Here is a 23,499-nt window from a genome sequence, read left to right as displayed (position 1 = left end):
CCAAGACAGCTCCCGATCGAAAGATTGGGAACTGTCTTTTTTGCGGTCTGAATTTGTACCTAACCGGCTCATGCGGGACTGTTGCCGATTCCGTCCCAGAGCATGCTGACGATTTTATCGGCGGCGAGCCGCTTGTCGGGGTAGGTAAACGTCCCGTCGGGCTGTTTGCTGTGCCCGATCATAAGCAGGGCCATGTAAGAACGTGCCGCAAGCCAGGAATCCGCGGTGCCGATTTCGCCCTTGTCCGAAGCTTCGGCGAACGCGTCGGCCAGTGCTTCCAGAAGCTGATGCTCCGCTTTTCGCATATTTTCCGTCTGCTCGGGAGTGAGGACGGTTTCGATTTTGTTCATAAAGCCTTCGAAATCGAAGCTTGTCGTGGCTTGAAGGTGATTATAAGTGACTTCCAGCAGCCGTTCCCGGAGAGGAAGGGGCTTCTGGAGAATTTTCAGCGTGGCCGCACGCACCACATTCATAAGCCGGATCGTCGATTCGGTGAGCAGCACGGCTTTGGACGGAAAATAATAATAGACCGACGCTTTGGTGACGCCGCTCGCTTTCGCTATATCGTCCATGGAAACGGCATCATATCCGCTGCGGATAAATTCGTGCATGGCTATCTGGAGAATCCGGTCAGAAACGGGGGCCGCCTGCTCGCTGGAACGGGGCCTTCCGGGAGGTTTTCGGGAAGTGGATGACATAGGCAGTGTTCCTTTCAAAACGGGAATCTGAGAAGCTCATTAAAGAGTAGTATACCACAAACCGGGATCTGACCTTTCTTAAAGCGTCCCGTGGCAGGGGACTCGCAGCTCCAAAAAACAAGCAGGAAAAAAAGAAGCGGAAAACTTTTGGTTGATTAATTAACTGACCAGTATATATAATTATAACGAAAATGAATGTTTTTCGTCTATAGAGAGCACGTACAGCTTTACTATCCGGATAAAAGGAGAGAACGTCTCAATGAAATCATCGTCCTTTATGGAGGGAATGCTTTCCCGGGTTGCGGGTCCCAGAAGCAAATGGGTTACGGTAGCAGTCTGGATCGTGCTGACCGTTCTGCTCAGCGCTCTGTGGCCGGGCGTCAACAGTCAGGAAAATAACGCGGCGGACCAGCTTCCCGCGGATTCGCTCTCCGTGCAGGCCGCGGCGCTCGAGAAAGAGCAGTTTCCCGCAAGCGGCGGGGTCCCGGCGCTCGTGGTCTTTTACCGGCAGGCCGGACTGACCGAAGGAGATCTTGGCGCCCTGCAGAAAATAGCGGGTCGGCTGACGCAAACGCCGCTTCCGGAGCAGGCTTCGGTGGCTCCTTTTGACAAGCTGCCTTTGCCGGCCCTGAAGCAGTCCGTGAGCAAAGACGGGACCACCATCGTGCTGCCGGTCTCGTTTAAAGAAAAAACGGAAACCAAGGTGCTCAAGGAGAGCGCGGCACAGCTCAAAGAGATATCCGCCGCCGTGACGGGAAGCGATCCTTTTGCCATTAAAGACCTGAAAGGGGAAGGTCTGATCGCGCGTATTACCGGTCCAGTCGGAATTTCCATGGATGCGAACGATTTGTTCAAAGGAGCGGATTTTTCGCTGCTGATGGCGACGGTCATTCTCGTGCTCGTGCTGCTGATTCTGCTTTACCGGTCGCCCGTTATGGCGATTGTGCCGCTTGTCGGGGTGGCCTTCGCTTACGGCGTTATTTCGCCGATACTCGGAAAGCTGGCGCAGCTTGGCTGGATTGTGGTGGATGCGCAGTCTATTTCTATTATGACGGTGCTGCTTTTCGGGGCGGGGACGGACTATTGCCTGTTTTTTGCAACGCGGTACCGGACGGCGCTTCTGGAGCACGAGAATAAGCATCTTGCCGTGAAAGAAGCGCTGCTCGGTTCGGGCGGTGCGATCGGGATGAGCGGGCTGACGGTAATCGTTTCGATGCTGGCGCTGCTTTTCGCCAAATACGGGGCCAACCACCGGTTTGCCATCCCGTTCTCTCTGGCCGTGTTTATCATGGCCGCAGCGAGCGTAACGCTTGTGCCGGCGATTCTGGGCATTCTGGGACGTAAGTCTTTCTATCCGTTTGCTCCGCTTACGCCGGAACAGAGAGCCGTGAAGGAAGCGAAGCGGGGAAAACCCGTCCGCGGACAGCGGGCCGTCGGTCGTATGAGCGAAACTTTGGGGCGGATGGTGACGGAAAAGCCGAGGACGATTCTGGTCGTCAGCCTTGTTGTGCTGATTGCACTGGCGGGGGTTTCGTCGCAGATCAAATATACATTTAATCTGCTTTCCTCTTTTCCGGAAACGATGCCGTCCAGAGAAGGATTTACTCTCCTTTCGGAACACTATTCTCCGGGGACTCTGGCTCCGGCCAAAGTGATGGTGGACACGGAAGGGAATAAGGTGGACGCTGGAGCCAGACTGAAGGCACTCTCTTTTGTGGACTCCGTCTCTGAACCTGTAAAAGGGAAAACGAATCCCGACATCGTAGCCTACGATGTGCTGTTCAAGGATGATCCGTTCGAGCTGGAATCGATTCATCACATTCCGGATCTATACGCGGCGGCGGAAGCTTCCCTTCAAGATGCGGGAGTTGCGAACGCCGGCTCCCATGTGAGGGTTTCGGGACAAACCGCCGAGCAGTACGACACCGAGAATGTGACGAGCAAGGACACGAAGGTGGTCATCCCGATTGTAATCGGGATCATCGCGCTGCTGCTTCTCGTTTATCTCCGTTCGCTCGTTGCGATGGTTTATCTGATGGCCACCGTTCTGCTGTCTTACTTCTCGGCTCTTGGAGCCGGCTGGCTTATTTTGCATACGTTCTTCGGAACCGAAGCGATTCAGGGGCTGATTCCGCTTTACGCGTTCGTGTTCCTGGTCGCTTTGGGCGAAGATTACAATATTTTCATGGTGTCGGGGATATGGAAAGCAAGCAAAACGCACAAGCTGAAAGAAGCGATCCGGCTTGGCGTGAGCTCGACGAGCAGCGTGATCACTTCGGCCGGACTGATTCTGGCAGGCACGTTTGCGGTGCTGTCCGTGCTGCCGATTCAGGTGCTCGTGCAGTTCGGCGTGATCTGTGCGGTCGGCGTTCTGCTGGACACGTTCATCGTCCGTCCGTTCCTTGTGCCGACGATCACGCTTCTGCTCGGCAGAGCGGCTTTCTGGCCGGGCAAGCCGGGAACGCCGGCGGACGAGCGGAGCGCACCGCGGCCGGGAAATTGACACAAAAAAGGAGAGCAGCGGCATTAGCCGTTCCGCTCTCCTTTTTTGTGTACCGCGCCAGGGCTACCGCGCCAGGGCTACCGCGCCAGGGCTACCGCGCCAGGGCTACCGCGCCAGGGCTACCGCGCCAGGGCTACCGCGCCAGGGCTACCGCGCCAGGGCTACTCGCCCAAAGCGCTCCAGACGGCGCGCGTATAAGCGAGCCTCATGCCGGCGCGTTCCATGTTGTTCTGGCTCACGCTGCCGAAGGCGGCCTGCGCGGCCACTAGCCGGCCGCCTCGTTTGGCCGCCTCGTGCATGCGTACCTGCAGCATAGCGGTGTGCAGGCCGCGGCCCCTGTGCTGCGGCACTGTCGCGGCTAGGGTGAAAGAGGCGATGTCGCCGTCGATGTGCATCACACTGACTCCGGCCGGCTCGTCGTTTACATAGCCCACGTACATATGCCATCCCGGCCGGTTAAGCAGAACGATGTTGTTGTCGATAAAATGCTGCTTTGCGCTAATATCCATCCCTGTTCCCACGCAGTGCAGTTCCCCGTATAGGTCGAACCGGTCTGCCGACGTGATCGGCTCAATCCGGATGTGAGGTGGAAGCACGGGAGCGATAGGTTCCGGCAGGCCATACATATAAGCGTGAAAGCTTTCCTGATAAAAGCCTTGTCGTGCCAGCGCGTATGTAACGGACTTGTCCGCTTTGCCGGGAGTGAGCTCGAATGTGCAAGAACGGCCGTATTCCGCGTAAAAACGGAGAATCGCCCCGAGTTCTCCGACATCACCCGAACCCAGGCCCCTGACAGTGTTGAACAAGGGCCAGGGCATATGCTCCGTGCAAACCGCGCTTGTATGGCCGAACCGCGCCGTATGAACGCCCATCGGATTGCCTTCGCGGCTGCCGATGGCTTCTATGCGCGAAGTCCAGAAAGCCGTTTCCGCCTGCTCCAGGCGCTTTACAAGTTCTTGTGTAAGTACGGGTAATTGTGCCATCATACCGCCTCCTGAAGTTTGTTACGGGGTGAACATAAAAAGAAAAGTGAAAAGAAAGCGTGAAAAGAAAGCCTCCCGGTTTCCGGTTTGGAAAGGGGAGGCTTTGAAAGTTTACCTGCGTTTGGTTCGGTCAGTTGATGATTTCGAGTATCTCATCCACTTCTTTGCGGGCCAGCTTGCCCGGACGCTCCTGCGGATGACCGAGGGCGATGACCATGTTGACCTGCGCTTCTTCCGGAATCGGGAGAAGCTCGCGGAGCCTGTGCTGGGCAAGGAGGACCGGTCCGGTCATGGGACAAGTCGCCAAGCCGCGCGCATGAGCGGCAAGCATCAGGTTCTGGGCGGCGAGGCAGGAGCTCTTGATGCCTTCTTCATCCCAGACGGAGTTTTCCACAAGCTTGATCGGGTCGAAAATGCGCTCACGGAATTTGGACTCGTAAGGGGTGGCCAGGCAAATAATCAGCACGGGCGCGCCTGAGAACGCGGTCGCATACGGTCCGAAAGACTTGACGAGAAGGCGGCCTTCACGGGATAAGCCGCGTTCTTCGGCATCGGCCGCCCTTTTGTGAAGTTCTTCCCACGTAACGTCTTCGATCGTTTTGATGAGGTCTCCGTTCATAACGGCAATAAATTTCCATGTTTGTGAGTTTGTATCGCTCGGTGCGTATCTGGCGCAGTCAATCAGTTCGCGTACGTCCTCAACCGAGACAGGGTCTTCCGTGAATTTCCGGACGCTCCGTCTTTCGAGCACGACGGATTTGAAATCTTCATAGTTCATGCGTACAGTCCCTACTTTCCGCTGGTTCCTGGATACTGTCCTTAAGACTTGGTACTAATATCTTCTCCTAATTATAGTCCAAATCCGGCAGTTTGCATAGGGAAAGCCGATGACGGACAAGCGGTCCTTTCCGCCGGGAATTGTTACTGGAGGACGACGGTATCTCCTTCGTTCAAGCCGCTGACCACTTCGGTTTTATCGGCGGTTTCCATGCCGATTGTAATTTCTTTACGATCCACGCCGCCCGGTGTTTCAAGCATGACGAAATGCTTGTCTTTGTCACGCTGCACGGCAAGGGTAGGAACGACAAGAGCGTCGGCCTTGCGGGCCGTTTCAATGGTGCCCGTTAAACTGAGTCCGGCAATAAGCCTGTCATTGGGCTCCAAAGAGACGATGACTTCAAACTGGGCTGTGGCGGAGGCGGCCGCTTCCGTTCCCGATTTGGCGAATTTGGACACTTGTTTGACTTTGCCTTTCAGCGGAACGTCGGCAAGAGCATTGATTTTGACTTGGACCGGCATATCCGGCTTGATTTGAAAAACATCGAATTCTCCCACATAGCAGAGCAGCTCGAGCTTGGACAAATCAACAATTTTGGCGATCCGGTGATTGGCCTGAAGGGCCTGCGGAATTTTGGACGAATCCTCGAAAAGAAAAATGCCGCTTTCCGGTGCTTTAAAATTCGCTTTGGCGAGCATTTTCTGTTTTTCTCCCAGTTGGTTCTGGGCCGTCTCGCGGTTCATGGTATTGAGCTGGGCCTGGACTTTGGCGCTTTCGGCATCGACATAGCGTTTCTTGGCGTCCGATTCCGACATGCCGCTCGATTCGCCGGAACCTGCCGGAGCTTCGGCGGAACGCTCCTGGAATTTGGCGAGCTGCGCTTCCAGGTCCTGTTTTTTCAGGTTGGCCTGCATCTGAACGATTTCGGCATCGATGGTCGTACTGTCGAGGACGAAAAGAGAGTCGCCCTTCTTCACTTGAGCGCCTTCGGTTACGTTCCACTTCACGATATCCCCGCTGAACGGGGCGTGTACCCAGGTCTCTTTTTCATAAGATGATTTGCCTTTCACTTCAATGGAGCCGACCAGCTCTTCGCGGGTCACTTTGAAAGAAAGGGGATTGTTCATCGCCATATCGTCGGGATTAGGACCTGTTTGAGGATGGCTTTTTATGTATAAAAACGCGCTGATTCCTATGACGACAACCGCCGCCGCCAGTGCCCACACTTTTTTCTTCATCGTTACCGTTGTCACTCCTATTCGCGTTTGATAGCTGTCAGGGCGTCGGTTTTGGACGCTTTCACAGCGGGATAGATACCTGAGAGAACCCCTGTCATGATGGCAAAGAAGAGACCGACGGGAAGGATCCAGGTGGATATAAACAAGATTTGGGAGCCGTCGCCCGCAGAATTTTTGCCCATCATGAAGGTTAGAGCGTTAATGCCCCAGATGACCCAGTAGGACAGCAGAATGCCGAGAATTCCGCCCAGCAGCCCCAGGAGCGCCGACTCTACGATGAACATGTTGCGGATTTGCCTCAGATTTGCTCCAAGCACCTTCATGATGCCGATTTGGCGTCGTCTCTGGTAGGTGGACATCGTCATGGCGACCACAATGGAAATGGAGGCGATGAACAGGACGAACAGTCCGACGCCGAGAAAGACGACCCGGATGATGACGAATTCTCCCTGCATTCTCTCTTCCTGATGAAGATTGTTCTGGGTATTCAGGCGAAGCTTCTGAATCTGCTTGTCGACGGTTTCGATATGGCTCGAGTTCTCGACTTTAACCAGTACCTCCGAGTAGGATTCGCCCGCTCCCATCCGCTTGGCGGTTTCGCTGCCCGGCGGTGCTGAAGCTTTAATGGCTTCGCGGATTTGCTTGGCAAGAGCGTGTGAAATGTATCCTCTTTTGTCATACATAACCATGTTGCTGGGCACACTTTCCCCTTTTTTCAGGACGCCGGCGACCCGTACGGGGATTTGCGCCTGCGCTTTGCCTTCCGATGCGCTTGGGTGTTCCAGCGTCAGCGTAATCTTCTTCTGATAAAGAGATGTCGGGATTTTATCGAATTCCCGGAACGTTTCCCAGAGGGCCGGATCGTTCTGGTTCGCCCTCATTTGACGATCCCGGTTCTTCATGGTTTCCTCGTCGAGAAGACCCATGGTGGCACCGGGGTTCAGAATAATCGTGTTTTCGATATCGGAAGGGCCGCCCTGCTGGAACTCGTGCCCGAACTTTTCGAGCGTATCCAGATCCGTGGCGACCAGCTCGAAACTGCCGATTTTGCCGTCGTCGAGCTTAAAGAAGAAGTGACCGACCTGCTGAAAGCTGGCGACGGCTTTGACGTGCGGCAGCGTCCGGATCAGATCGAGCTTCTGATTTGTAATGGAACCGGCAGCGGAGCCGGATTTGTCCGATGCGGAGCCCTCTGACCCCGAGTCCTGGCTCTGGTCGTTCCGGATCGTAATCTCATCGGTTTTCAGGTACGCTTTCATCTGCTGCTCGCTGTAGTGAGAAGCGGATTCCCCTACGGCCAGGGCGACAACGATAGCGGCGGATCCGATGGAAATCCCGAGCGCGCACAGAGCGGTGACGACTTTCCGACGTTTGAGCTGATCCCAGCCGAGCCCCATGTAATCGCGCATCTTCATGGCCGCTCACCTCCGGCTTGTCCGGCATGGAGGGCGGTATCCGGCGATAGTGTCGGAGGAGCTTCATCGGCCAAGGCTGCCGCCGTCTCATCCTCATCATGCAGGTAATCGCTGTCTTCGGCGAGCCGTCCGTCTTTCAGCTGAATGACCCGCTGCGTTCTGGCCGCGACTTCGCGTTCATGCGTGACGATGATGAACGTTAGCTGAAGCGTGCGGTTCAATTCGAGCAGCAGGTCGATGATCTCCTTCTCGGTCTTGGTGTCCAGATTCCCCGTAGGTTCGTCCGCGAAGACGACGGGAGGACGGGTGATCAGCGAACGCGCGATCGATACGCGCTGCTGTTGTCCGCCGGACAGTTGGGAGGGGAAGAGTTCCGTCTTCTCCGCCAGTCCGACCTGCGTAAGCAGACTCATGGCACGCTCGCGCCGTTCACTGGGCTTGACGCTTTGAAAGACGAGCGGAAGCTCGACGTTCTCCCGGACGGTTAAATGCGAGATGAGCTCATAGGATTGAAAAATAAATCCGATATGATGGCGCCGGAATTCGGCGAGCTTGTTTTCGCTCATGCGCTCGATCGGCTGTCCGTCGATCAGAATGCTGCCCTCCGTCGGCTTCATAAGTCCGGCCATCAGGTTGAGCAGCGTGGATTTACCGGAGCCGGAGCTTCCGAGCAGGGCTACGATTTCTCCTTTGTTCACGGTAAAATTGATGTCTTTCAACACCTGGGACTGTTCCGTACCGCTTAGAAAGGTATGCGAAAGCCCGCTTACCTCAAGCATGCGAATCCTCCTTTTTCGTTGAAATAGCAGTTAATCTGGCTTCCAGCGCGTTCAGACGGGCATGGAATACGAGGAAACCGGCCGCAGCCGCAACGGCAAGCCCTGATCCGATTCCGTAGAGGACCGTGCTTCCGTAATCCGCATAGATCAGGCCGCCGAATCTTCCGCTGATGATCCCGGCAAGGCCGGACCACGTAACGGCGAAAATAGCCTGGCCGGACGCTCTGTACTCATCCGGAATGATCTGGGCGAGGTAGCGCAGCGCCGTGACGAAGAAAATGCCGAAGGTCACGCTGTGCATAGTCTGCGCGAGCAGAACCCAGCCGGTATGATCCGACAGGCTGACGATCAGGAAGCGGATGGCGTACATCAATCCGGCAATGGCCAGAAGCGGCAGCTCTTTGTAGCGGTTCCCGTATTTGCCCAGCAGAAAAAACACCGGAATTTCGCTTAGCGACGAAAGCATCATCGCCGTACCGACCGTCATGTCCGAGGCCCCCAGCTCGCGCAGATGCAGAGCCAGAAAGCCGTCATTGATCCGGTGCGAAATCGACATGATTAGGACGAGCAGGAGGAAGATCAGCAGCCGGGGGGAGCCGATCACTTTTCCCATGCCCTTAAAGTCCATTTTGCTGTAAGCAACCCGTGTATCGACCAGGCCGAAGGTGAAAATCAGCCCGATGACAATAACCGCTATACTAATAGACGAAGTAAGGGCGATATTAGTTTCTTTTATAAGGAGCCCGAAAAAAAGCGCCGAGAAAGCAAAGCCGATGGAGCCGAATATCCGGAAGGAGGAATAGCTCTTTCCCGTCTGGCTGGCGTGCAGCAGGAGCTGGCTGTCGTTCAGGGATTGGGCGGGCTGCTGGAAGAAGTAAAACCCGGCCATCAAGGCGTAAAGCACGGTAAAGGAATCGGTTCCGAACATGGAGACGACGAAAACGAGCTGTCCGACGTACAGGGTGATCATAATCGGCTTGATCTTTTGCAGCCGGTCGCTCGCGAATCCCCAGGCGAGGTTGGCAAAGATGCTGACCATCGGCCCGATGGAGTACAGCAGTCCGATTTCGGCTTTGGAATAGCCGCGCGAATCAAAGTAAAGAGGGAAAAATGAGGCGATAATGGCCATCATCATATAATAGGAAAACGTAAATCCCCGCAAGACGAAATCATTTTGTTTTTTCAAGGCGACCACCTGTCTTCGTTGTTCTGTAAAAAAACGGAGGACGCCGTAAGGGCGTCCCATATTCTTTCCATCCAGTATACGGAGGCCGCAGGCGGTGGCGCAATTGAGCATTTCACCGCTATCGGCAGTCGTTTGGAGAATAGGGGCGGCTGCTTATCCCGGTTGCTCCTATATGAACAAATCCGGTGCCATATCCCGGCACAGTGGCGTTATGGACCGTCCGATAGCCTTAAGGACCTGTATGGACGCTCCGAAACCATGACAGAAGTCATATCCCGGTATAATTGGGGTGGAGTAGGATGCGGGTAACGGCAGGGCGCAAATTACCGTAACTTGTAGTGGAAAGGTCACGGCGCCTCGTGATACATTAGAAGATAAGATTGTTAGACATCGCGCCGGATTAAGCTGAAGGGGGTGCCTTGTGACCTGCCGTTTTATTTTTGACGAGCGATTGGGAATCCCGGTCCCCGAGTTCGATAAGGAGTGGGAAGAGTACTCTCTAAGGGAAAGAGAGTCCATTCTGTTTCAATGGGAACAAATACGCGGAACGATCCCGGACCGGATCAAGCAGCTTGAAGGACAGATTATCGCCAAGCAGAACAAGTTGAACGTCGAGGACGATTTTCCGGCTTCCTGCGCGCTTAATTCGCAGATTGCCGATCTGGCCAGCGCCATCAACGACCTTCATCTCTGGTTCCGGACGAATCAGGAAGTGGAAAGCAAGATACACGGTTAACGGCAGAGGGTTCCTTCCGGTGATTTTCTCTCTGCGCGGATACGCACGTATTCTTCCTGCGGCAGAAATGCCGGAGGAGACAAGGTGTAAAAGCTCCGCAATTCTGGTAAGATAGAAAGAAAAATTGAGATTGGATCTGAAGCGCCAGGTCTGAGCCGCAGGAAGGAGTGCTCGAGGTGCCAACAGAAAATGAGAAACCGTCTTGGATCAGACTGATCGTCAAGCCTTTGCTCGGAAGGCAGCCTTCGCTGTATCCGATCGAAGAATGGGATTCGCTGATCGATGTCCGGATCGACAAACTTCAGGTTTCCGCATTAAGCGGAGACAATCCAGATAAAGAACCTTATGCACTGGCGCTAAAATCGGGACTCTATCTGTTAAATGAGAGTCTTGACAACAGTCATGAAATTTCCCAGTCCATTACAAATGAAACCGGAAGCTATTGGCACGGGCTGATGCACCGGATGGAAGGCGACTACAGCAATGCGAAGTATTGGCTGCAGGACGCGGGCAACCATCCGATCCATACCGACCTGGTCAACGAGGTCCGGTCCTTTCTGGACCGCCAGCCGGGGCTCCGGGCGATAGAGCATGAAGCGATGAAAGCGAAGATTGACGTTCTCGTTACTTCTCCAGAGTGGAATTCCTCCGTATTTGCGGATGCCGTCGAGCTTCAGGTAACCCTGCTGCAAAATCCGGACATTGAAGCTTGGCTCACCCATATCCAATACCTGGAGTTCAAACTGCTGCTTGCTTACTGCTATCGCCAGTGTTATGGAGGAGAACTCGTTGAACTTGCCGAATAAACCATCTTTAAACGTTCCCCGGGGTCCTCTGGGCCTAATGTACCGGGTATACAAATATGTGCTTCCGGGCGTTAAACGGGAATTGGAGGGCTGGCGCCGCGAAGCGGAGCGGATTCCGGACGAGGAGCTGCGGACGCAGGCGATTGCCAGCATGACATCCAAACAGTTTCACTGTCAGGGCGGCGCCATTTATGCGGTAATCAATTTACCGATGAGGCAGGTGCTCATTTCGCTGATTGTCGCGTTCCAGACCATCAGCGACTACTTGGATAACCTGTGCGACCGCAGCACTTCACTGGACCCGCAGGATTTCCGGATGCTGCATCAATCCATGCTGGACGCGGTCGACCCGGCGGCACCCCTTCACGATTATTACGCCTATCGTCTTGAGAAAGAAGACAACGGCTATCTGGTCAAACTCGTACAGACTTGTCAGAAAAGCATTGCCGAGCTTCCTTCGTACGGGCTGGCGGCCGATGCGGTCCGCTCGCTTGTGGGGCTGTATTGTGATTTGCAGGTGTACAAACATATCCGCCCGGAACTTCGCGAACAAGCCCTGCTGGACTGGTGGGCGGAACATAGCGCGAACTACCCCGATTTGACTTGGAACGAATTTTCGGCGGCAACCGGCTCGACGCTCGGCATGTTCATGCTGTTCGCGGCGGCTTCGGACCGCAATTTGGACCGTCGGCGGGTGGAGGGGATTAAAAGCGCCTATTTCCCTTACGTATGCGGGCTTCATATTCTGCTGGATTATCTCATCGACCAGGAAGAAGACCGTGTCGGCGGAGATTTGAATTTTTGTTTTTACTACGCGGATATGGATGAAACGATCCGGCGGATCGCTTATGTGGCCGAACAGGCCAAGGAAGGCACTTCGAAGCTGGAAGACGCCGCTTTCCACCGCATGGTTATTGAAGGGCTGCTTGCCCTTTATTTGTCCGACCCCAAAGTGAAAGACCAGCCGGTTGTCCGGCAAATATCCCGGAATCTTATGAAAGACAGTACGATCAGCCGTTTGTTTTTTTGGATAAACAGTCTTGTGATCCGCAAAACGTCCTGATCTCTCATTATATTGCTCATAGATAAGCAAGGAGGAACTTTAATGACAGCAGTAAAATCCATCGCAGTTCTTACGAGCGGCGGCGACTCCCAAGGGATGAACGCAGCCGTACGCGCCGTTGTGCGCAGTGCACTCTACCACGGTGTGAAGGTTTTTGGGGTCCAGCGCGGCTACCAGGGACTGATTAATAACGATATTACGGAAATGGATCTAAGAAGCGTAGGAGATATTATCCAGCGCGGGGGAACGATCCTGCAGACGGCCCGCTCCAAAGAATTCACGACGCCGGAAGGCCAGCAGCTCGGAGCGGAGAATCTCCGCAAAAGAGGCATCGACGGCCTGATCGTTATCGGCGGCGACGGCTCTTATCAAGGGGCTAACAAGCTGAGCAAGCTCGGAATCAAGACCATGGGTCTTCCCGGCACCATTGACAACGACATTGCCTTCACCGATTTCACCATCGGATTCGACACGGCTGTCAGCATCGTCGTAGACGCGATTAACAAGCTCCGCGATACGATGACTTCGCATGAGCGCTCCTCGGTGGTCGAAGTCATGGGCCGTCACTGCGGCGAAATCGCCCTGTACGCGGGACTCGCGAGCGGCGCCGAGACGATCCTCGTGCCGGAAGTTCCTCACGACTGCCAGGAAATCGCGAAACGGATGAGCGACAACTTCGCCCACGGCAAGCGTCACAGCATTATTCTCGTTGCGGAAGGCGCCGGCAAAGGGGACGATATCGCCCGCCAGATCATGGAGCATAACGGGATTGATGCCCGCGTGACCGTTCTCGGCCACATTCAGCGCGGCGGAACGCCGACTCATACGGACCGCATTCTGGCAAGCCGCCTTGGAGACTTCGCCGTGCGCAGACTCATCGAGGGCGACTCCGGCAAATCCTGCGGCGTGATCAAAGGCGAACTCGTTGCGACGGATATCGATCTTGTCGTGAACACGAAGCGTCCGTTCAACATGGAATTGTACAACCTTGCGCTTCGCTTGTCGCAGTAATCCTGCGATTCAGGTGACCGGTACGCCGGGGCAAGCCAGTAGACAAAAGCCTTCCTTCTCCACGGCCTCAGCGGGCATATGGAGGAGGAAGGCTTTTGTGATAAATCCGGCCGCACCGAGTCCCGTCCTATCCGACAGCAGACCCGGCGCAAAGCGGCGCTTATTAATAACCGTGGTCCGGATCGATCCGGTTCATCAACGGTTTATTTTCGATAAAACGGCGGATATTCGGAAATAAAATTTCCGCACACCGCTCTACATATTTCGGCGTATTTCCCGCGATATGAGGCGTAAGGACAGCCTGCTCCATTCCCCAGAGCGGGGAATCCGCAGGAAGCGGCTCTTCCCGGAATACGTCCAGCGCCGCACCGGCAAGGGTGCCTTTCCGCAGCGCCTCGATCAGAGCCGTTTCGTCGATCACGCTGCCGCGGGCCATATTGACGAGAAACGCCGACGGCTTCATGAGGGCCAGCTCTTCGGCCCGGATCAGGTTTTCCGTCTCGCGCGTGGCGGGGACGATCACGACGACAAAATCGGATTCGCGCAGGAGAGAGTGAAGGCCGCTCTTTCCTTTTCGCATGTCGTCGAAATGTTCCCTGTCCCGGCCGGAGCGGCTGCAGCCGACCACCTTCATATCGAACGCCTTCGCCTTCAGGGCTACTTCCGAACCTATCGCTCCCGTGCCGATAAGGCCGAGCGTCTGGCCGTGAAGCTCTGCGGTACGAATCCGGTGATTCCATTCTTTGCGGCTCTGGCTCTCCATAAGTGTATGTGTACGGCGGACGAAGTCCAGCATGACGGACAGCGCATATTCACTCATTTGGATAGAGTGGACACCGCTCATGTTGGTTACCTGGATGCCTTTCTCGTCCAATTGGCGGAGAGGCAGCTTGTCGACACCGGCCGAGAGGCTTTGAAACCAGCGCAGTTTGGGCAGCAGAGGGAGCCAGTCGTCTTGAAACGCTCCGGAAGTGAGAAGGATATCCGTGGAAGCGAGCCGGTCTCCCGCCTCTTCGGCAGTCGGAAATTGCGCCAGAGAGATGGCGTCTTTTAAATCTTCAGGCAGATGATCCTGCAAATACGTCAAGTCCATTTTCGTCAAGGCCGTTATATTCAGCATAGGGGTCAGCTCCTTTTTCTATATATTAAACAAAAGAGGAGGAGAAAGAAAACAAGCGCGAGCAGCCAAGGATCATCTAGGCAAATCCTTGACAATTTGGTAACATAAAGGGAATCTTACAGAGATGCCGAGTATATCGGTGGGAGAAGGAGGGTATGAAGGTGTTCTTATACAAAGTAGAGCTGGAGCTTAAAGAAAGTCTGGCTTATCTGATTGTTGTGGCCGAAACGGACGCTAAGGCGTTCGATGCGGTAGAAGGTCATCTTGTCCGCCATTTCACAGTGGCGCCTGAAGTCGTGCAAACGACGATCATTGAGAAAAAACGGGTCGGAAACGGCGCGGGGTACGTAATCGAATCCGCCGTCGAGAGTCCGGTTTAAGAAAAGGGGAAACGGAAAAATGAAAATCGTAATTATTAGCGGAAGCAACCGCGAAGGGGCAAGTACAACCCTTTTAAGCGCCTATGTCGGACAAGTATTGACGGAAAAGGGGGCGGAAGTGACCCTGGTCGACCTGTACAAACAGCCTGTCCCGCTCTACAGCCCGGATCCGAGCGTAGTCGAGGACGAGAATTTGGTCCATATGAAAAAAACGGTCATGGAGGCGGACGGCATCGTTCTGGCTACGCCGGAATACCATGGCGCCATGAGCGGCGTACTGAAAAACGCGCTCGATCACATGGACGCCCAGTACGTGGACGGCAAAGTCGTGCTGTCGATGAGTTCCGCGGGCGGCGCTGTCGGAGTCAGTTCGCTGCAGCAGCTTCAGACGGTTGTCCGCAACCTTCACGGCGTTAACTGCCCGGAATGGATTTCCATCGGGGGCGCGGGCCGGACGTTTAACGAACAGGGCGAGCCGGAAACGGTTCAAATCCGCGAGCGTATTCTTAGAACGGTTACTTACTTCCTGTCGATGACAGAGACTTTCCGTAAATCCGTTTAAGGTTGAAAGGAGAGTCAGGCATCGGGATGGAAAAGAGGATTTTGGGCCGGACAGGCCTGCAGGTAAGCCCGCTTGGATTCGGAGGCGCCGAAATCGGCTACCAGAACATTGACCCGGGAACGGTGGAAAATCTGCTGGGCCGAGCGCTGGACGCGGGACTTACCGTTATCGATACCGGAGAATGCTACAAAGATTCCGAAGAATTAATCGGAAAAGCGGTCTCGCACCGCCGGGCGGAATTCAGCCTGTTTACCAAAATCGGCCACAGCGCCGGTTTTCAAGAAGAAGACTGGGATTTGGGAATGCTTGAGAAAAGCATCGACCGCAGCCTGAAACGTCTGAAAACCGACTATGTGGATTTGCTTCAACTGCACAGCTGCCCGGAAGAGATTTTGCGCCGGGGGGAAGTGATCGGGCTTCTTGAGAAGTTCAAGAAGCAGGGAAAAACCCGCTTCATCGGATGCAGCGGAGACGGGCAAGCCGCCCTGTACGCCGTCCGGACGGGGGTGTTCGACACGCTTCAGACGTCGCTCAGCATAGCCGATCAGGAGGCGATCGAGCTGACGATTCCCGAAGCCCGGCAGCGGGGGATGGGCGTTATCGCGAAGAGGCCCCTTGCTAACGCCGCCTGGCGGACGGGGGAGAAGCCTGCCGACAGCTATCACCACGAGTACTGGGAGCGCTTGAAGCAGCTGCGGTACCATTTTCTGAACGAATCCGTACCGGAAGCCATCGCTTATGCGCTCCGGTTCACCCTGTCGGTGCCCGGTGTCCATACGGCCATCGTGGGAACGACGCGTCCGGGACGCTGGGAAGAGAATGCGGCCTTCCTCTCCCGGGGGACGCTGCCGATCGAAGCGATTGCCGAAATCAGAGGACGCTGGCAGCAAGCGTCCCGGGGGAACTGGCCGGGAATGCGCTGAACGGCGCCGGAACGCTTCATCCGGATGGTTCAATCCGCAAGAGCTTTTCGCAAAACAGACCGGCTAGAGAACTCTCTCCGCCGGTCTGTTTTTTTATTTTACAGCTTATGTTCAAATAAAAAAGACCCTGCATGCATCGACGCGGAGTCTTCTGTGTATAAAGGGGCGTATGAAATTATTTCCGCGCTTCTTCTTCAACGGAAGAATTCGTGTTGACTTCTTTACGCGCCGGAGCCGCTTGGTTCGGTTCGTCGGAAACGAGACCGCTAGTCGCGTCTTTGAATTCTTTGAACATACGTCCGAAGCCGCGTCCCAGTTCAGGCAGTTTGCTTGGTCCGAATAGCAGTAAAGCAACTAGAACAACGAGCAGTAAATGCCATGGAGAGAAAAAATTCATTACATGTACCTCCAATTCGATGCCGGCATGCAACCAGGCTATTCAATCGTGACCTTATCATACCATGTAATGGGACACCAATCCAGTTCATTTGCTACTTTTTTGTGAACATAGCTGTAAAAAAAGACGCCCTCCTACTGGAGGAAGGCGTCTTTGCGGTTCTCGTTTATGCTAAACTGTACAATTTCAATCACATCTTCCTGATCCAGGGATTGCATTCCGTTCACGAGGACGATTTCGGAATTGAGTTCCGTACGGGTTAAAAACGTATAAAGCTCAGGGGTGTAAGTCTTCACGATATGAGACAGTTTTACGGTTTCCATTTCCATCATCCTTCCTATCCGGATTTGATGAGAAAGCTAAGCGGAAATATTACTCGTAAACCGAAATGAAGCCAAGCTGAAGCCTTCTTTCATTATACCATAAAGGGCGGCGGGTTGCATTGGCACATCGTGGAGGGCTCCCGATTAAATCCGGTGCTATTGACGGCGGAATTCTCCGAGGACACCGACCGTTTCGACCACGTTCACGAACGCTTTAGGATCGGTTTCTTTAATGATTTTCTGCAGGCCGACCAGTTCGTAACGCGTCGTTACCGTCATCAGCAGACTCTGCTCCTGATTCGTATAAGCTCCTTCCGTACGGATAACGGTCACCCCGCGCGGAATCACGAGAAGCTTCTCCAGAAGCGCCTCCCTCTGCTTCGTCACGATGAAGGCGGTCACTTTGATATGGCGGATATGAATCGTATCGATCACCTTGCCGGCAATATAAATGGACAGCATCGAAAAGAGGGCGAGGTCCCAGTTGTTTTTAAAATAACCGAGCAGAAAAATAACGCCGCCGTTCAAAGCGAACAGCATCTGGCCGAGAGGAAAATCGCGCTTGCGCGTCAGAATGGACCCCACGATGTCGAACCCGCCCGTGGAGCCGCCCGCCCGCATCGTGATGCCGGCGCCGATTCCCACAAGTACGCCGCCGAATACGGCTCCGAGTATAGGCTCCTGCACAAGCTCACGGACCGGTATGATCTGCATGAACCAGGTTGTGGCGATAACGGAGCCGACGCTGATAATGATGAACCGGCGTCCGATAATGACAAGCCCCCAGATGATCAAGGGCAGGTTCAGGACGAAGTATAAAATGGAAATATTCATGTTCGTCAAGTATCCGATTACCATCGCAATACCGGATACTCCGCCGCTCAGGAGTTCGTGCGGAATAAGAAACATGTTAAAGCCGAACGCGACGAGTGCCGCGCCGAGTATTACAACCGCGATGGAAATCGCTTTTTTGTCCACACGATCACCTCAAGAAGTAGTATGCAGATTAAAAGTACCACTCATCCGGGATAAACATCAAGAGGAATTGACCGGAGGACAATAAAAAAACGGACCTTTTCGAAAATAAACCTGTCATTCTGCCGCTCAGGTTACTTTCAGCCGGTCCGTTTGTGGGGTTAAGAGTAATTGTGCGAGTTCTGAACGGTGCCGTCCTTCCGGTGGATGACGGCTCTCGTGTTGGCGTCTGAAGCAAGCTCGTCGGCTTTTTTGACCGCATCGCTTTTCGTATCCGCTTCATAACGAGGCTTATCTTCTCCCTCGGCTTTAACGGCCCAGCCGTCGCCGTCCGGTACGACATGGAGCGTTGAGGAGTGAGAGGAAGAAGCCCGGCGCTCCGTACCGCTTTTGCCGTCGCTCCGGTGATCGGGATGGTTTTCTTCCCATTCCTCCGCTTTGGCGGTGGCAATCGCGATCGCGCGGCCTTCCTCGTATCCGTCGTCCAGCAGGGCGTTGGCGATTTCAACGGCTTTATTGCGGACCCGCTCGGGCAAATTTTTCATTGAGGGCGGATAGTCGTTCTTGGTCCAAGGCATGATCGTTCCTCCTTCCGGGTTACGGTTCTGCTGCTCGTTCGTTGTTCTTTTACCCGAAACGCGGAAGAATTAAGCAGGAGCGGCCTATGTAAAAAGCCGTGCGGCCGTTCAACGAACGGCCGCACGGCTCACCAGTTTCCGGCATAGCGCGGGTACTGGCTCGTACTGCAAGGAAGGGGGGGGGCCGCCGCCGGCAACCGGCTTACCGCCGCCTTTTGAACGAGCCGGAACGGCCGCTTGTTCCGGGTCTTGTCCCGATCCCGCTCTTTGTGCGCCCGGGATTGGTGATCTCGCTGCGGCGGTCGCCGGCTCCCGTTCCGGCACCGATCCCGCCGGTAGTGCCGGACGGGCTGCCCGGAGTCCGGAACGACCCTTCGCGGTCCGACGTTACGGGCGGCTTGGTCGTGCCCGTATCCGTGCCGGGCGAATAACCACCACCGGGCGTCCCCCGGTAGGTCGGGGTAGAACGGTAGCCGCGGTAATCGCTGACCCCGCGGCTGTTGAAAAACCCGCCGCCGAGAACGGATTGAAGCATGGCTACGGTCAGGAAGGTCTGCAGGAAGGAGGGCGAGTAATGCTCCCTGGCATATTGGATCGAATCCACCTGGACCAGGGTGTTCGCCGGGTTTTGATCGTCCCGCTGCAGGTTGATGACCTTGTCGGGATAGAGCAGAAACATCTGATCCTGCGATTCCTTGCTGATTTCGTGCGGCTTCTCCCGCTCGGCGAGTTCCTTGACCACGGCCGGGACGTCTTTATTCTCGGCGGTGTATACTTTCGATAAATTGCTGCCCGATCCGTCGGCGCTGGTGAGATTATACTCTTGCCGGACGAAATCGCTGGCGTTGGGGGCGCAGCCCGTGAGCAGAACAAATACTAGCAGGCCGGAAATCCATGATGTCCATCTGTTCAAGCGGAAGGCACCTCCTGAGGGCTGAAGGGGGAATCAAAAACAGAAGCCTCCGTTTGAACTGGAGAAGCCGCACAGACAGTCTGTGCGGCCGTCTGCAGCCTCAGCGCCGTTTGCCGCCGGAATGAACGAACCGGGTTTCCGCCCGCCGGACGTTAAAGCGTCGCCCGCATAAATTTGACCTGCGAGGCCGGCGTGCGTTCGCCCTGCATGGCGACGAATTTGCCGTCCTGCCACTGCAGGAAGAAATAGCGGTCGTCCGGTCCGAAGTATCTCCAGATCATGACTTCGTCGCCGCTGCGGAAATCGGTGCTGCCTTCCGTACGGGTCACATCGCTGCGGTGATGCTCCAGTTCGAACGTGTCTTCTCCGTCAAGCTCGAGCCGGGAAGGCACGTCGTTCGGGTCGTCGAGCGCTCCCTCCATAAAATCGCAGAGGAAGCACTCGTAAGAACGGCCCTTCTCGATCAGCAGGCAGCGGACATCTTTGCCGCTTTGAAGATAGTACGCATACCGGTGAGGCTCGAAACCGCGGTCGAAATAAATCACTTTCCCGGAAACGACGTACTCCTCGAGATCGACGTTGACGATATCGCCGACGCGGGATTCCTCGAAGGGGTTCGCTTGTCTGACCGGTTCCTGCTGTTTATTGCTGCGGATAATGTTGCCTACGCGTTTGAATATAGACATAAAGGGACGCTCCTTACGTTTAATCTGATGTTCTTCTGTCCATTATATACGATGAAAAGCGATTAAGGTTTCGATGACAGACCCTCTTCCTCCCTGCACATGGGCAAATAGTCACTGGAAAAGCTTGAGTATAATATGTTATACTAGTCGAGATATTCTTAAGGGCGGCTCTACGAATTAGGATAAGGGCAATTCGGGATAGGGTTTCCGCACGGATGAACGGATATTAAGGAAGAAAAGTCGTGCTTAAGGGTATATAAAAGAAGAGAGATCTTCATCGGATAAAAGGAGAATGAACGGATTGAAAAATTTTTCAGAATTTGATTTAGATGCAAAAGTAATTAAAGCTATTACAGAAATGGGTTTCGAAGAATCGACCCCGATTCAGGAGAAAACGATTCCGCTTGCGATTGAAGGACACGATCTGATCGGCCAGGCGCAGACCGGTACGGGTAAAACGGCCGCTTTCGGTATTCCTCTCGTAAGCAAAATCGAGCCAAGCGAAGAAAAGATCGTTGCACTTATCATGTGCCCGACCCGCGAACTTGCCATCCAGGTTGCGGAAGAAGTAAGCAAACTCGGACGCTTCAAAGGCATTCGCTCCCTGCCGATTTACGGCGGACAAGATATCGGCAAGCAAATCCGCGCGCTGAAGAAAAGACCTCAGATCATCATCGGTACGCCGGGACGTCTGCTTGACCACATCAACCGTAAAACGATCAAGCTCGAAGACGTTAAAACCGTCGTTCTCGACGAAGCGGATGAAATGCTCGACATGGGCTTCATGGATGACATCCAGTCCATTCTGAGCCTTGTACCGGCAGAGCGCCACACCATGCTCTTCTCGGCAACCATGCCTCCTAACATCCAGAAGCTGGCTCAACAGTTCCTGACGAACCCTCAGCATGTATCGGTTATTCCTAAGCACGTAAGCGCTCCGCTTATCGATCAGGCTTACATTGAAGTGCATGAGAAGCAGAAATTCGAAGCGCTTAGCCGCCTCATCGACATGGAATCCCCGGAACTGGCGATCGTGTTCGGACGTACGAAGCGCCGTGTAGACGAGCTGGCGGAAGCCCTGCAGAAGCGCGGTTATGCCGCAGAAGGCCTGCACGGCGACTTGTCCCAGAATCAGCGTGACAACGTGATGCGCAAATTCCGTGACGGCAGCATCGAAGTGCTTGTCGCTACGGACGTGGCGGCGCGCGGTCTCGACGTTTCCGGCGTCACGCACGTCGTTAACTTCGACCTTCCGCAGGATCCGGAAAGCTACGTTCACCGGATCGGCCGTACGGGACGCGCGGGCAAAGAAGGAACGGCTTGGACGTTCGTAACGCCGCGTGAGATCGATCACCTGCACTTTATCGAGAAAGTGACCCGTCACCGCATTCCTAAGAAGCCTATGCCGAGCCCGGCCGAGGCTATGGAAGGCAAGCAGAAGGTAACGGCTGAACGCATCATCAACCTGCTTCAAGAAGACAAGCACAACGAATTCAAAGGCGTAGCTATCCAGCTCCTTGAGGAATACGATTCCGTCAACCTGCTGGCAGCGGCACTTCAACTTCTTACCGGCGGTGAGAAGAAGGAAGTATCCGTCGAGCTGACTCCGGAAGATCCGATCCGTGCTAAGAAACGCCGCGTCGATGTTCGCAGCTCCGGACGCAAGTTCAACTATGGCAGCGACCGCAGAGGCGACGGCCGTTCCGGCGGAGGCTACGGCTCCCGCTCCGGCCAAGGCGGATCGCGCTACGGTTCTTCTTCCTCCCGCGGAAGAGACGGCGGACGCGATTACCGCGACCGTGACCGTGACAGTCGTTCCGGTGGCGGCTACGGCTCCCGCAGCGGCGGTTCCGATTACAATCGTGACCGTTCCAGCAGCGCCCGCCGCAGTGAAGATTCCAACGCTTAATGGATTCAAATATCAAAATGACGACCCGTCGGGTCGTCATTTTTTTTGGAGATTCGTGTTAAATTAGTTCCTACGGATCTGTTAAGGAAGGATTAGTAGAGGAAAGTACGAGAGACGATAACCAGCAGAATGAAGAGCACCAGAATCGCAGCTGTGGAAGTCCAAGCACCGCCAACACCAGACATGTAATCTCCTCCTCGTAAAAAATATGAAGATTTATTACCTTAATAAAATATGCCTGCAGGGAGGAAAAGAAAGGGCCGCTACCTATGCTCTACAAAATAGGCTATAATAAGAATAACATCAACAGAGGGGGACAAGGGTTTGGAATTTAGAGGACTAATGGGCGGCTTTTACCGGATTTCCGAATGGATCATGAGGCTGTCCGCCATTAATTTGCTGTGGATCCTTTGCAGCATTCCGTTTTTCTTTTTTGCATTAGCCGGGCTTACTTCGGGCCAAGCGGATATAATGATGCAATCGCTCGTTTTAATGGGAATATTGGCACCGTTTACACTGTTTCCTTCAACGGCTGCGATGTTCACGGTAGCCCGTAAGTGGGTGACCGGGGATGAGGATGTGCCCCTGTTCAAGACCTTCTTCCGCGGCTACAAAGAAAACTTTTTGCAGAGTATGATCGGAGGCATTGCCTTCGTCTTATTTGCTCTGATTTTGTTCGTGAGCTACCGTTTTTATGCGGGTCTCGACAGCGCGCTTTCCCTTCTTTCGTACATGTTCTTGGCCATGGGAATCCTGCTGATCGGCGCCTTTTTCAATTTTTTCTGTATCATGTCCCATCTTCATATGAAGGTTCTTCAAATTATCAAAAACGCCATTCTGCTGACGATCGGCAACCCCGTGACTAGCGTGATGACAATTATCGGGAACGTGGCGATCGTGATCATCAGTTTCCGTTTCAGTTTCCTGCTCGTATTCTTCGCGGGCAGCGTCAGCGCGACCTTTTCGTTCTGGCAGTTCAACCGGAGCTTCGAGAAAATCAAACGCAAGCAGGAAGCGATGGAAGAGGCTGAACGCGAGCGGGAGCAGGAAGAGAACGGGCAGGCGGCTGAGCTTGATGCGGCGGCCGTCCGGGAAGACGATTCGACAAAGAAAGAGTCTGACAAACTGTAGCCCTGGTCCCTTTTTCAGCGGCGTTCTGAAGCGATAGACCTATTCTTACAAAAGACAGTCGATTCCAGTTGAATCCGGTTCGCGATTGTCTTATAATAGGGATATAAACAAAATCCTGCGATGTACGTTTCGGTTTCTTTTGTTTTAAACCAATGATTGTTTCTCGGGAGATCCATATTGAAGCGCGGCTGACATGCCCCCGAAAAGGGACTTCAAAAACGTTTCTGCGATCACCCACCTGCTAAAGCAGGTTTGAAACTATTAAACCGGACGGCATTTGCGGGTTTTCTTATGTAATCATGGATGTTATAAGTAGAAAAAAAGACACAGCTCCGTAAACGGGGCTGTTTTTATTTTGTCCGAAAGAGGGTAATTTAAAGAGAGGCTACAGGCACGGACCCTTTTT

The 23,499-nt window shown here is 54.3% G+C and carries 25 protein-coding genes and 1 other RNA gene; 11 read left to right on the top strand and 15 right to left on the bottom strand.

Annotated elements, in window-relative coordinates; all coding sequences use genetic code 11:
* Window positions 1-68 precede the first annotated feature (68 nt).
* Entirely contained in the window at window positions 69-698 is a 630-nt protein-coding gene (locus AC2TF6_RS20490; protein WP_491308257.1) for a TetR/AcrR family transcriptional regulator, read from the bottom strand.
* Window positions 699-957: 259 nt separating this feature from the next.
* Here AC2TF6_RS20490 and AC2TF6_RS20485 point away from each other — a divergent pair, with 259 nt between their 5' ends.
* Window positions 958-3,201, top strand: a complete 2,244-nt coding sequence (locus AC2TF6_RS20485) for an MMPL family transporter (protein ID WP_491308256.1) — start codon at window positions 958-960, stop codon at window positions 3,199-3,201.
* A gap of 161 nt (window positions 3,202-3,362) precedes the next feature.
* On the opposite strand, the gene AC2TF6_RS20480 is transcribed toward AC2TF6_RS20485, so the two are convergent.
* The 6 genes from AC2TF6_RS20480 to AC2TF6_RS20455 all read right to left on the bottom strand — a co-directional run bounded on the left by AC2TF6_RS20480 (window position 3,363) and on the right by AC2TF6_RS20455 (window position 9,589).
* The gene (locus AC2TF6_RS20480; RefSeq protein WP_491308255.1) at window positions 3,363-4,184 is read right to left on the bottom strand and encodes a GNAT family N-acetyltransferase; all 822 of its coding nucleotides are present in this window, start codon (window positions 4,182-4,184) and stop codon (window positions 3,363-3,365) included.
* A gap of 130 nt (window positions 4,185-4,314) precedes the next feature.
* Window positions 4,315-4,962 (bottom strand): nitroreductase family protein, encoded by a 648-nt coding sequence (locus AC2TF6_RS20475; protein WP_009675022.1) that lies wholly within the window; start codon window positions 4,960-4,962, stop codon window positions 4,315-4,317.
* Window positions 4,963-5,105: 143 nt separating this feature from the next.
* On the bottom strand, window positions 5,106-6,200 hold the full coding sequence (locus AC2TF6_RS20470; RefSeq protein WP_491308254.1) for an efflux RND transporter periplasmic adaptor subunit: 1,095 nt from the start codon (window positions 6,198-6,200) through the stop codon (window positions 5,106-5,108).
* Between the two features lie 17 nt (window positions 6,201-6,217).
* Complete coding sequence (locus AC2TF6_RS20465; protein WP_491308253.1) at window positions 6,218-7,615, bottom strand: ABC transporter permease; 1,398 nt, start codon at window positions 7,613-7,615, stop codon at window positions 6,218-6,220.
* Window positions 7,612-8,394 carry an ABC transporter ATP-binding protein gene (locus AC2TF6_RS20460; protein ID WP_491308252.1) on the bottom strand — a complete coding sequence of 261 codons (783 nt, stop codon included), beginning with the start codon at window positions 8,392-8,394 and terminating at the stop codon, window positions 7,612-7,614. Before AC2TF6_RS20460 ends, AC2TF6_RS20465 begins: the two co-directional genes overlap by 4 nt.
* Entirely contained in the window at window positions 8,387-9,589 is a 1,203-nt protein-coding gene (locus tag AC2TF6_RS20455; RefSeq protein WP_491311693.1) for an MFS transporter, read from the bottom strand. Before AC2TF6_RS20455 ends, AC2TF6_RS20460 begins: the two co-directional genes overlap by 8 nt.
* 412 nt (window positions 9,590-10,001) lie before the next feature.
* On the opposite strand from AC2TF6_RS20455, the gene AC2TF6_RS20450 reads away from it, so the two are divergent.
* From AC2TF6_RS20450 to pfkA, 4 genes are all read left to right on the top strand, one after another.
* The gene (locus tag AC2TF6_RS20450; protein ID WP_218229521.1) at window positions 10,002-10,316 is read left to right on the top strand and encodes a hypothetical protein; all 315 of its coding nucleotides are present in this window, start codon (window positions 10,002-10,004) and stop codon (window positions 10,314-10,316) included.
* 176 nt (window positions 10,317-10,492) lie between these two features.
* Window positions 10,493-11,122 (top strand): hypothetical protein, encoded by a 630-nt coding sequence (locus AC2TF6_RS20445; RefSeq protein ID WP_009674988.1) that lies wholly within the window; start codon window positions 10,493-10,495, stop codon window positions 11,120-11,122.
* Window positions 11,123-11,159: 37 nt separating this feature from the next.
* Window positions 11,160-12,185, top strand: a complete 1,026-nt coding sequence (locus tag AC2TF6_RS20440; RefSeq protein ID WP_138918197.1) for a tetraprenyl-beta-curcumene synthase family protein — start codon at window positions 11,160-11,162, stop codon at window positions 12,183-12,185.
* Window positions 12,186-12,227: 42 nt separating this feature from the next.
* Window positions 12,228-13,196 carry a 6-phosphofructokinase gene (pfkA, locus tag AC2TF6_RS20435; protein WP_491308251.1) on the top strand — a complete coding sequence of 323 codons (969 nt, stop codon included), beginning with the start codon at window positions 12,228-12,230 and terminating at the stop codon, window positions 13,194-13,196.
* Between the two features lie 163 nt (window positions 13,197-13,359).
* Here pfkA and AC2TF6_RS20430 read toward each other — a convergent pair whose 3' ends face one another.
* Window positions 13,360-14,316 carry a D-2-hydroxyacid dehydrogenase gene (locus tag AC2TF6_RS20430; RefSeq protein WP_491308250.1) on the bottom strand — a complete coding sequence of 319 codons (957 nt, stop codon included), beginning with the start codon at window positions 14,314-14,316 and terminating at the stop codon, window positions 13,360-13,362.
* A 155-nt stretch (window positions 14,317-14,471) separates the two neighbouring features.
* On the opposite strand from AC2TF6_RS20430, the gene AC2TF6_RS20425 reads away from it, so the two are divergent.
* Genes AC2TF6_RS20425 through AC2TF6_RS20415 form a run of 3 tightly spaced genes read left to right on the top strand, consistent with a single transcriptional unit; the run spans window position 14,472 to window position 16,181 of the window.
* A complete protein-coding gene (locus tag AC2TF6_RS20425) occupies window positions 14,472-14,696 on the top strand; it encodes a DUF3906 family protein (protein ID WP_084706622.1) in 225 nt (74 codons plus the stop codon).
* Window positions 14,697-14,715: 19 nt separating this feature from the next.
* Window positions 14,716-15,258, top strand: coding sequence for an NADPH-dependent FMN reductase (locus AC2TF6_RS20420; RefSeq protein WP_491308249.1), 543 nt, complete (start codon window positions 14,716-14,718; stop codon window positions 15,256-15,258).
* Window positions 15,259-15,284: 26 nt separating this feature from the next.
* Window positions 15,285-16,181 (top strand): aldo/keto reductase, encoded by an 897-nt coding sequence (locus AC2TF6_RS20415; protein ID WP_491308248.1) that lies wholly within the window; start codon window positions 15,285-15,287, stop codon window positions 16,179-16,181.
* 175 nt (window positions 16,182-16,356) lie between these two features.
* Here AC2TF6_RS20415 and tatA read toward each other — a convergent pair whose 3' ends face one another.
* From tatA to AC2TF6_RS20385, 6 genes are all read right to left on the bottom strand, one after another.
* The gene (gene tatA, locus AC2TF6_RS20410) at window positions 16,357-16,578 is read right to left on the bottom strand and encodes a twin-arginine translocase TatA/TatE family subunit (protein WP_491308247.1); all 222 of its coding nucleotides are present in this window, start codon (window positions 16,576-16,578) and stop codon (window positions 16,357-16,359) included.
* Between the two features lie 134 nt (window positions 16,579-16,712).
* A complete protein-coding gene (locus AC2TF6_RS20405) occupies window positions 16,713-16,901 on the bottom strand; it encodes a hypothetical protein (RefSeq protein WP_369995027.1) in 189 nt (62 codons plus the stop codon).
* Window positions 16,902-17,057: 156 nt separating this feature from the next.
* Complete coding sequence (locus AC2TF6_RS20400) at window positions 17,058-17,879, bottom strand: YitT family protein (RefSeq protein ID WP_491308246.1); 822 nt, start codon at window positions 17,877-17,879, stop codon at window positions 17,058-17,060.
* Between the two features lie 158 nt (window positions 17,880-18,037).
* On the bottom strand, window positions 18,038-18,454 hold the full coding sequence (locus AC2TF6_RS20395) for a DUF2188 domain-containing protein (protein ID WP_491308245.1): 417 nt from the start codon (window positions 18,452-18,454) through the stop codon (window positions 18,038-18,040).
* A gap of 202 nt (window positions 18,455-18,656) precedes the next feature.
* Window positions 18,657-19,367: a DUF4247 domain-containing protein gene (locus AC2TF6_RS20390; RefSeq protein WP_491308244.1), complete on the bottom strand. Its 711-nt coding sequence runs from the start codon at window positions 19,365-19,367 to the stop codon at window positions 18,657-18,659.
* 152 nt (window positions 19,368-19,519) lie between these two features.
* A complete protein-coding gene (locus AC2TF6_RS20385) occupies window positions 19,520-20,053 on the bottom strand; it encodes a DUF4178 domain-containing protein (protein ID WP_009674989.1) in 534 nt (177 codons plus the stop codon).
* Between the two features lie 301 nt (window positions 20,054-20,354).
* On the opposite strand from AC2TF6_RS20385, the gene cshA reads away from it, so the two are divergent.
* Window positions 20,355-21,962, top strand: a complete 1,608-nt coding sequence (cshA, locus tag AC2TF6_RS20380) for a degradosome RNA helicase CshA (RefSeq protein ID WP_491308243.1) — start codon at window positions 20,355-20,357, stop codon at window positions 21,960-21,962.
* 92 nt (window positions 21,963-22,054) lie between these two features.
* On the opposite strand, the gene AC2TF6_RS20375 is transcribed toward cshA, so the two are convergent.
* Window positions 22,055-22,147 (bottom strand): YjcZ family sporulation protein, encoded by a 93-nt coding sequence (locus AC2TF6_RS20375; protein WP_491308242.1) that lies wholly within the window; start codon window positions 22,145-22,147, stop codon window positions 22,055-22,057.
* 139 nt (window positions 22,148-22,286) lie between these two features.
* Here AC2TF6_RS20375 and AC2TF6_RS20370 point away from each other — a divergent pair, with 139 nt between their 5' ends.
* Both AC2TF6_RS20370 and ssrS read left to right on the top strand, forming a co-directional pair.
* Window positions 22,287-23,093, top strand: a complete 807-nt coding sequence (locus AC2TF6_RS20370; RefSeq protein WP_491308241.1) for a YesL family protein — start codon at window positions 22,287-22,289, stop codon at window positions 23,091-23,093.
* A 109-nt stretch (window positions 23,094-23,202) separates the two neighbouring features.
* Window positions 23,203-23,383: non-coding RNA, 6S RNA (ssrS, locus tag AC2TF6_RS20365), on the top strand.
* Window positions 23,384-23,499 lie beyond the last annotated feature (116 nt).

The sequence above is a fragment of the Paenibacillus sp. JNUCC 35 genome (assembly GCF_058269095.1).
This window is presented reverse-complemented; position numbering and strand designations above follow the sequence as displayed.

Excerpts from the sequence above, each read along its gene's own strand:
- AC2TF6_RS20490 (WP_491308257.1), bottom strand. The coding sequence starts at position 698 with ATGTCATCCACTTCCCGAAAACCTCCCGGAAGGCCCCGTTCCAGCGAG.
- AC2TF6_RS20485 (WP_491308256.1), top strand. The coding sequence starts at position 958 with ATGAAATCATCGTCCTTTATGGAGGGAATGCTTTCCCGGGTTGCGGGT.
- AC2TF6_RS20480 (WP_491308255.1), bottom strand. The coding sequence starts at position 4,184 with ATGGCACAATTACCCGTACTTACACAAGAACTTGTAAAGCGCCTGGAG.
- AC2TF6_RS20475 (WP_009675022.1), bottom strand. The coding sequence starts at position 4,962 with ATGAACTATGAAGATTTCAAATCCGTCGTGCTCGAAAGACGGAGCGTC.
- AC2TF6_RS20470 (WP_491308254.1), bottom strand. The coding sequence starts at position 6,200 with ATGAAGAAAAAAGTGTGGGCACTGGCGGCGGCGGTTGTCGTCATAGGA.
- AC2TF6_RS20465 (WP_491308253.1), bottom strand. The coding sequence starts at position 7,615 with ATGAAGATGCGCGATTACATGGGGCTCGGCTGGGATCAGCTCAAACGT.
- AC2TF6_RS20460 (WP_491308252.1), bottom strand. The coding sequence starts at position 8,394 with ATGCTTGAGGTAAGCGGGCTTTCGCATACCTTTCTAAGCGGTACGGAA.
- AC2TF6_RS20440 (WP_138918197.1), top strand. The coding sequence starts at position 11,160 with ATGTACCGGGTATACAAATATGTGCTTCCGGGCGTTAAACGGGAATTG.
- pfkA (WP_491308251.1), top strand. The coding sequence starts at position 12,228 with ATGACAGCAGTAAAATCCATCGCAGTTCTTACGAGCGGCGGCGACTCC.
- AC2TF6_RS20430 (WP_491308250.1), bottom strand. The coding sequence starts at position 14,316 with ATGCTGAATATAACGGCCTTGACGAAAATGGACTTGACGTATTTGCAG.
- AC2TF6_RS20425 (WP_084706622.1), top strand. The coding sequence starts at position 14,472 with ATGAAGGTGTTCTTATACAAAGTAGAGCTGGAGCTTAAAGAAAGTCTG.
- AC2TF6_RS20420 (WP_491308249.1), top strand. The coding sequence starts at position 14,716 with ATGAAAATCGTAATTATTAGCGGAAGCAACCGCGAAGGGGCAAGTACA.
- AC2TF6_RS20415 (WP_491308248.1), top strand. The coding sequence starts at position 15,285 with ATGGAAAAGAGGATTTTGGGCCGGACAGGCCTGCAGGTAAGCCCGCTT.
- tatA (WP_491308247.1), bottom strand. The coding sequence starts at position 16,578 with ATGAATTTTTTCTCTCCATGGCATTTACTGCTCGTTGTTCTAGTTGCT.
- AC2TF6_RS20405 (WP_369995027.1), bottom strand. The coding sequence starts at position 16,901 with ATGGAAACCGTAAAACTGTCTCATATCGTGAAGACTTACACCCCTGAG.
- AC2TF6_RS20395 (WP_491308245.1), bottom strand. The coding sequence starts at position 18,454 with ATGCCTTGGACCAAGAACGACTATCCGCCCTCAATGAAAAATTTGCCC.
- AC2TF6_RS20385 (WP_009674989.1), bottom strand. The coding sequence starts at position 20,053 with ATGTCTATATTCAAACGCGTAGGCAACATTATCCGCAGCAATAAACAG.
- AC2TF6_RS20375 (WP_491308242.1), bottom strand. The coding sequence starts at position 22,147 with ATGTCTGGTGTTGGCGGTGCTTGGACTTCCACAGCTGCGATTCTGGTG.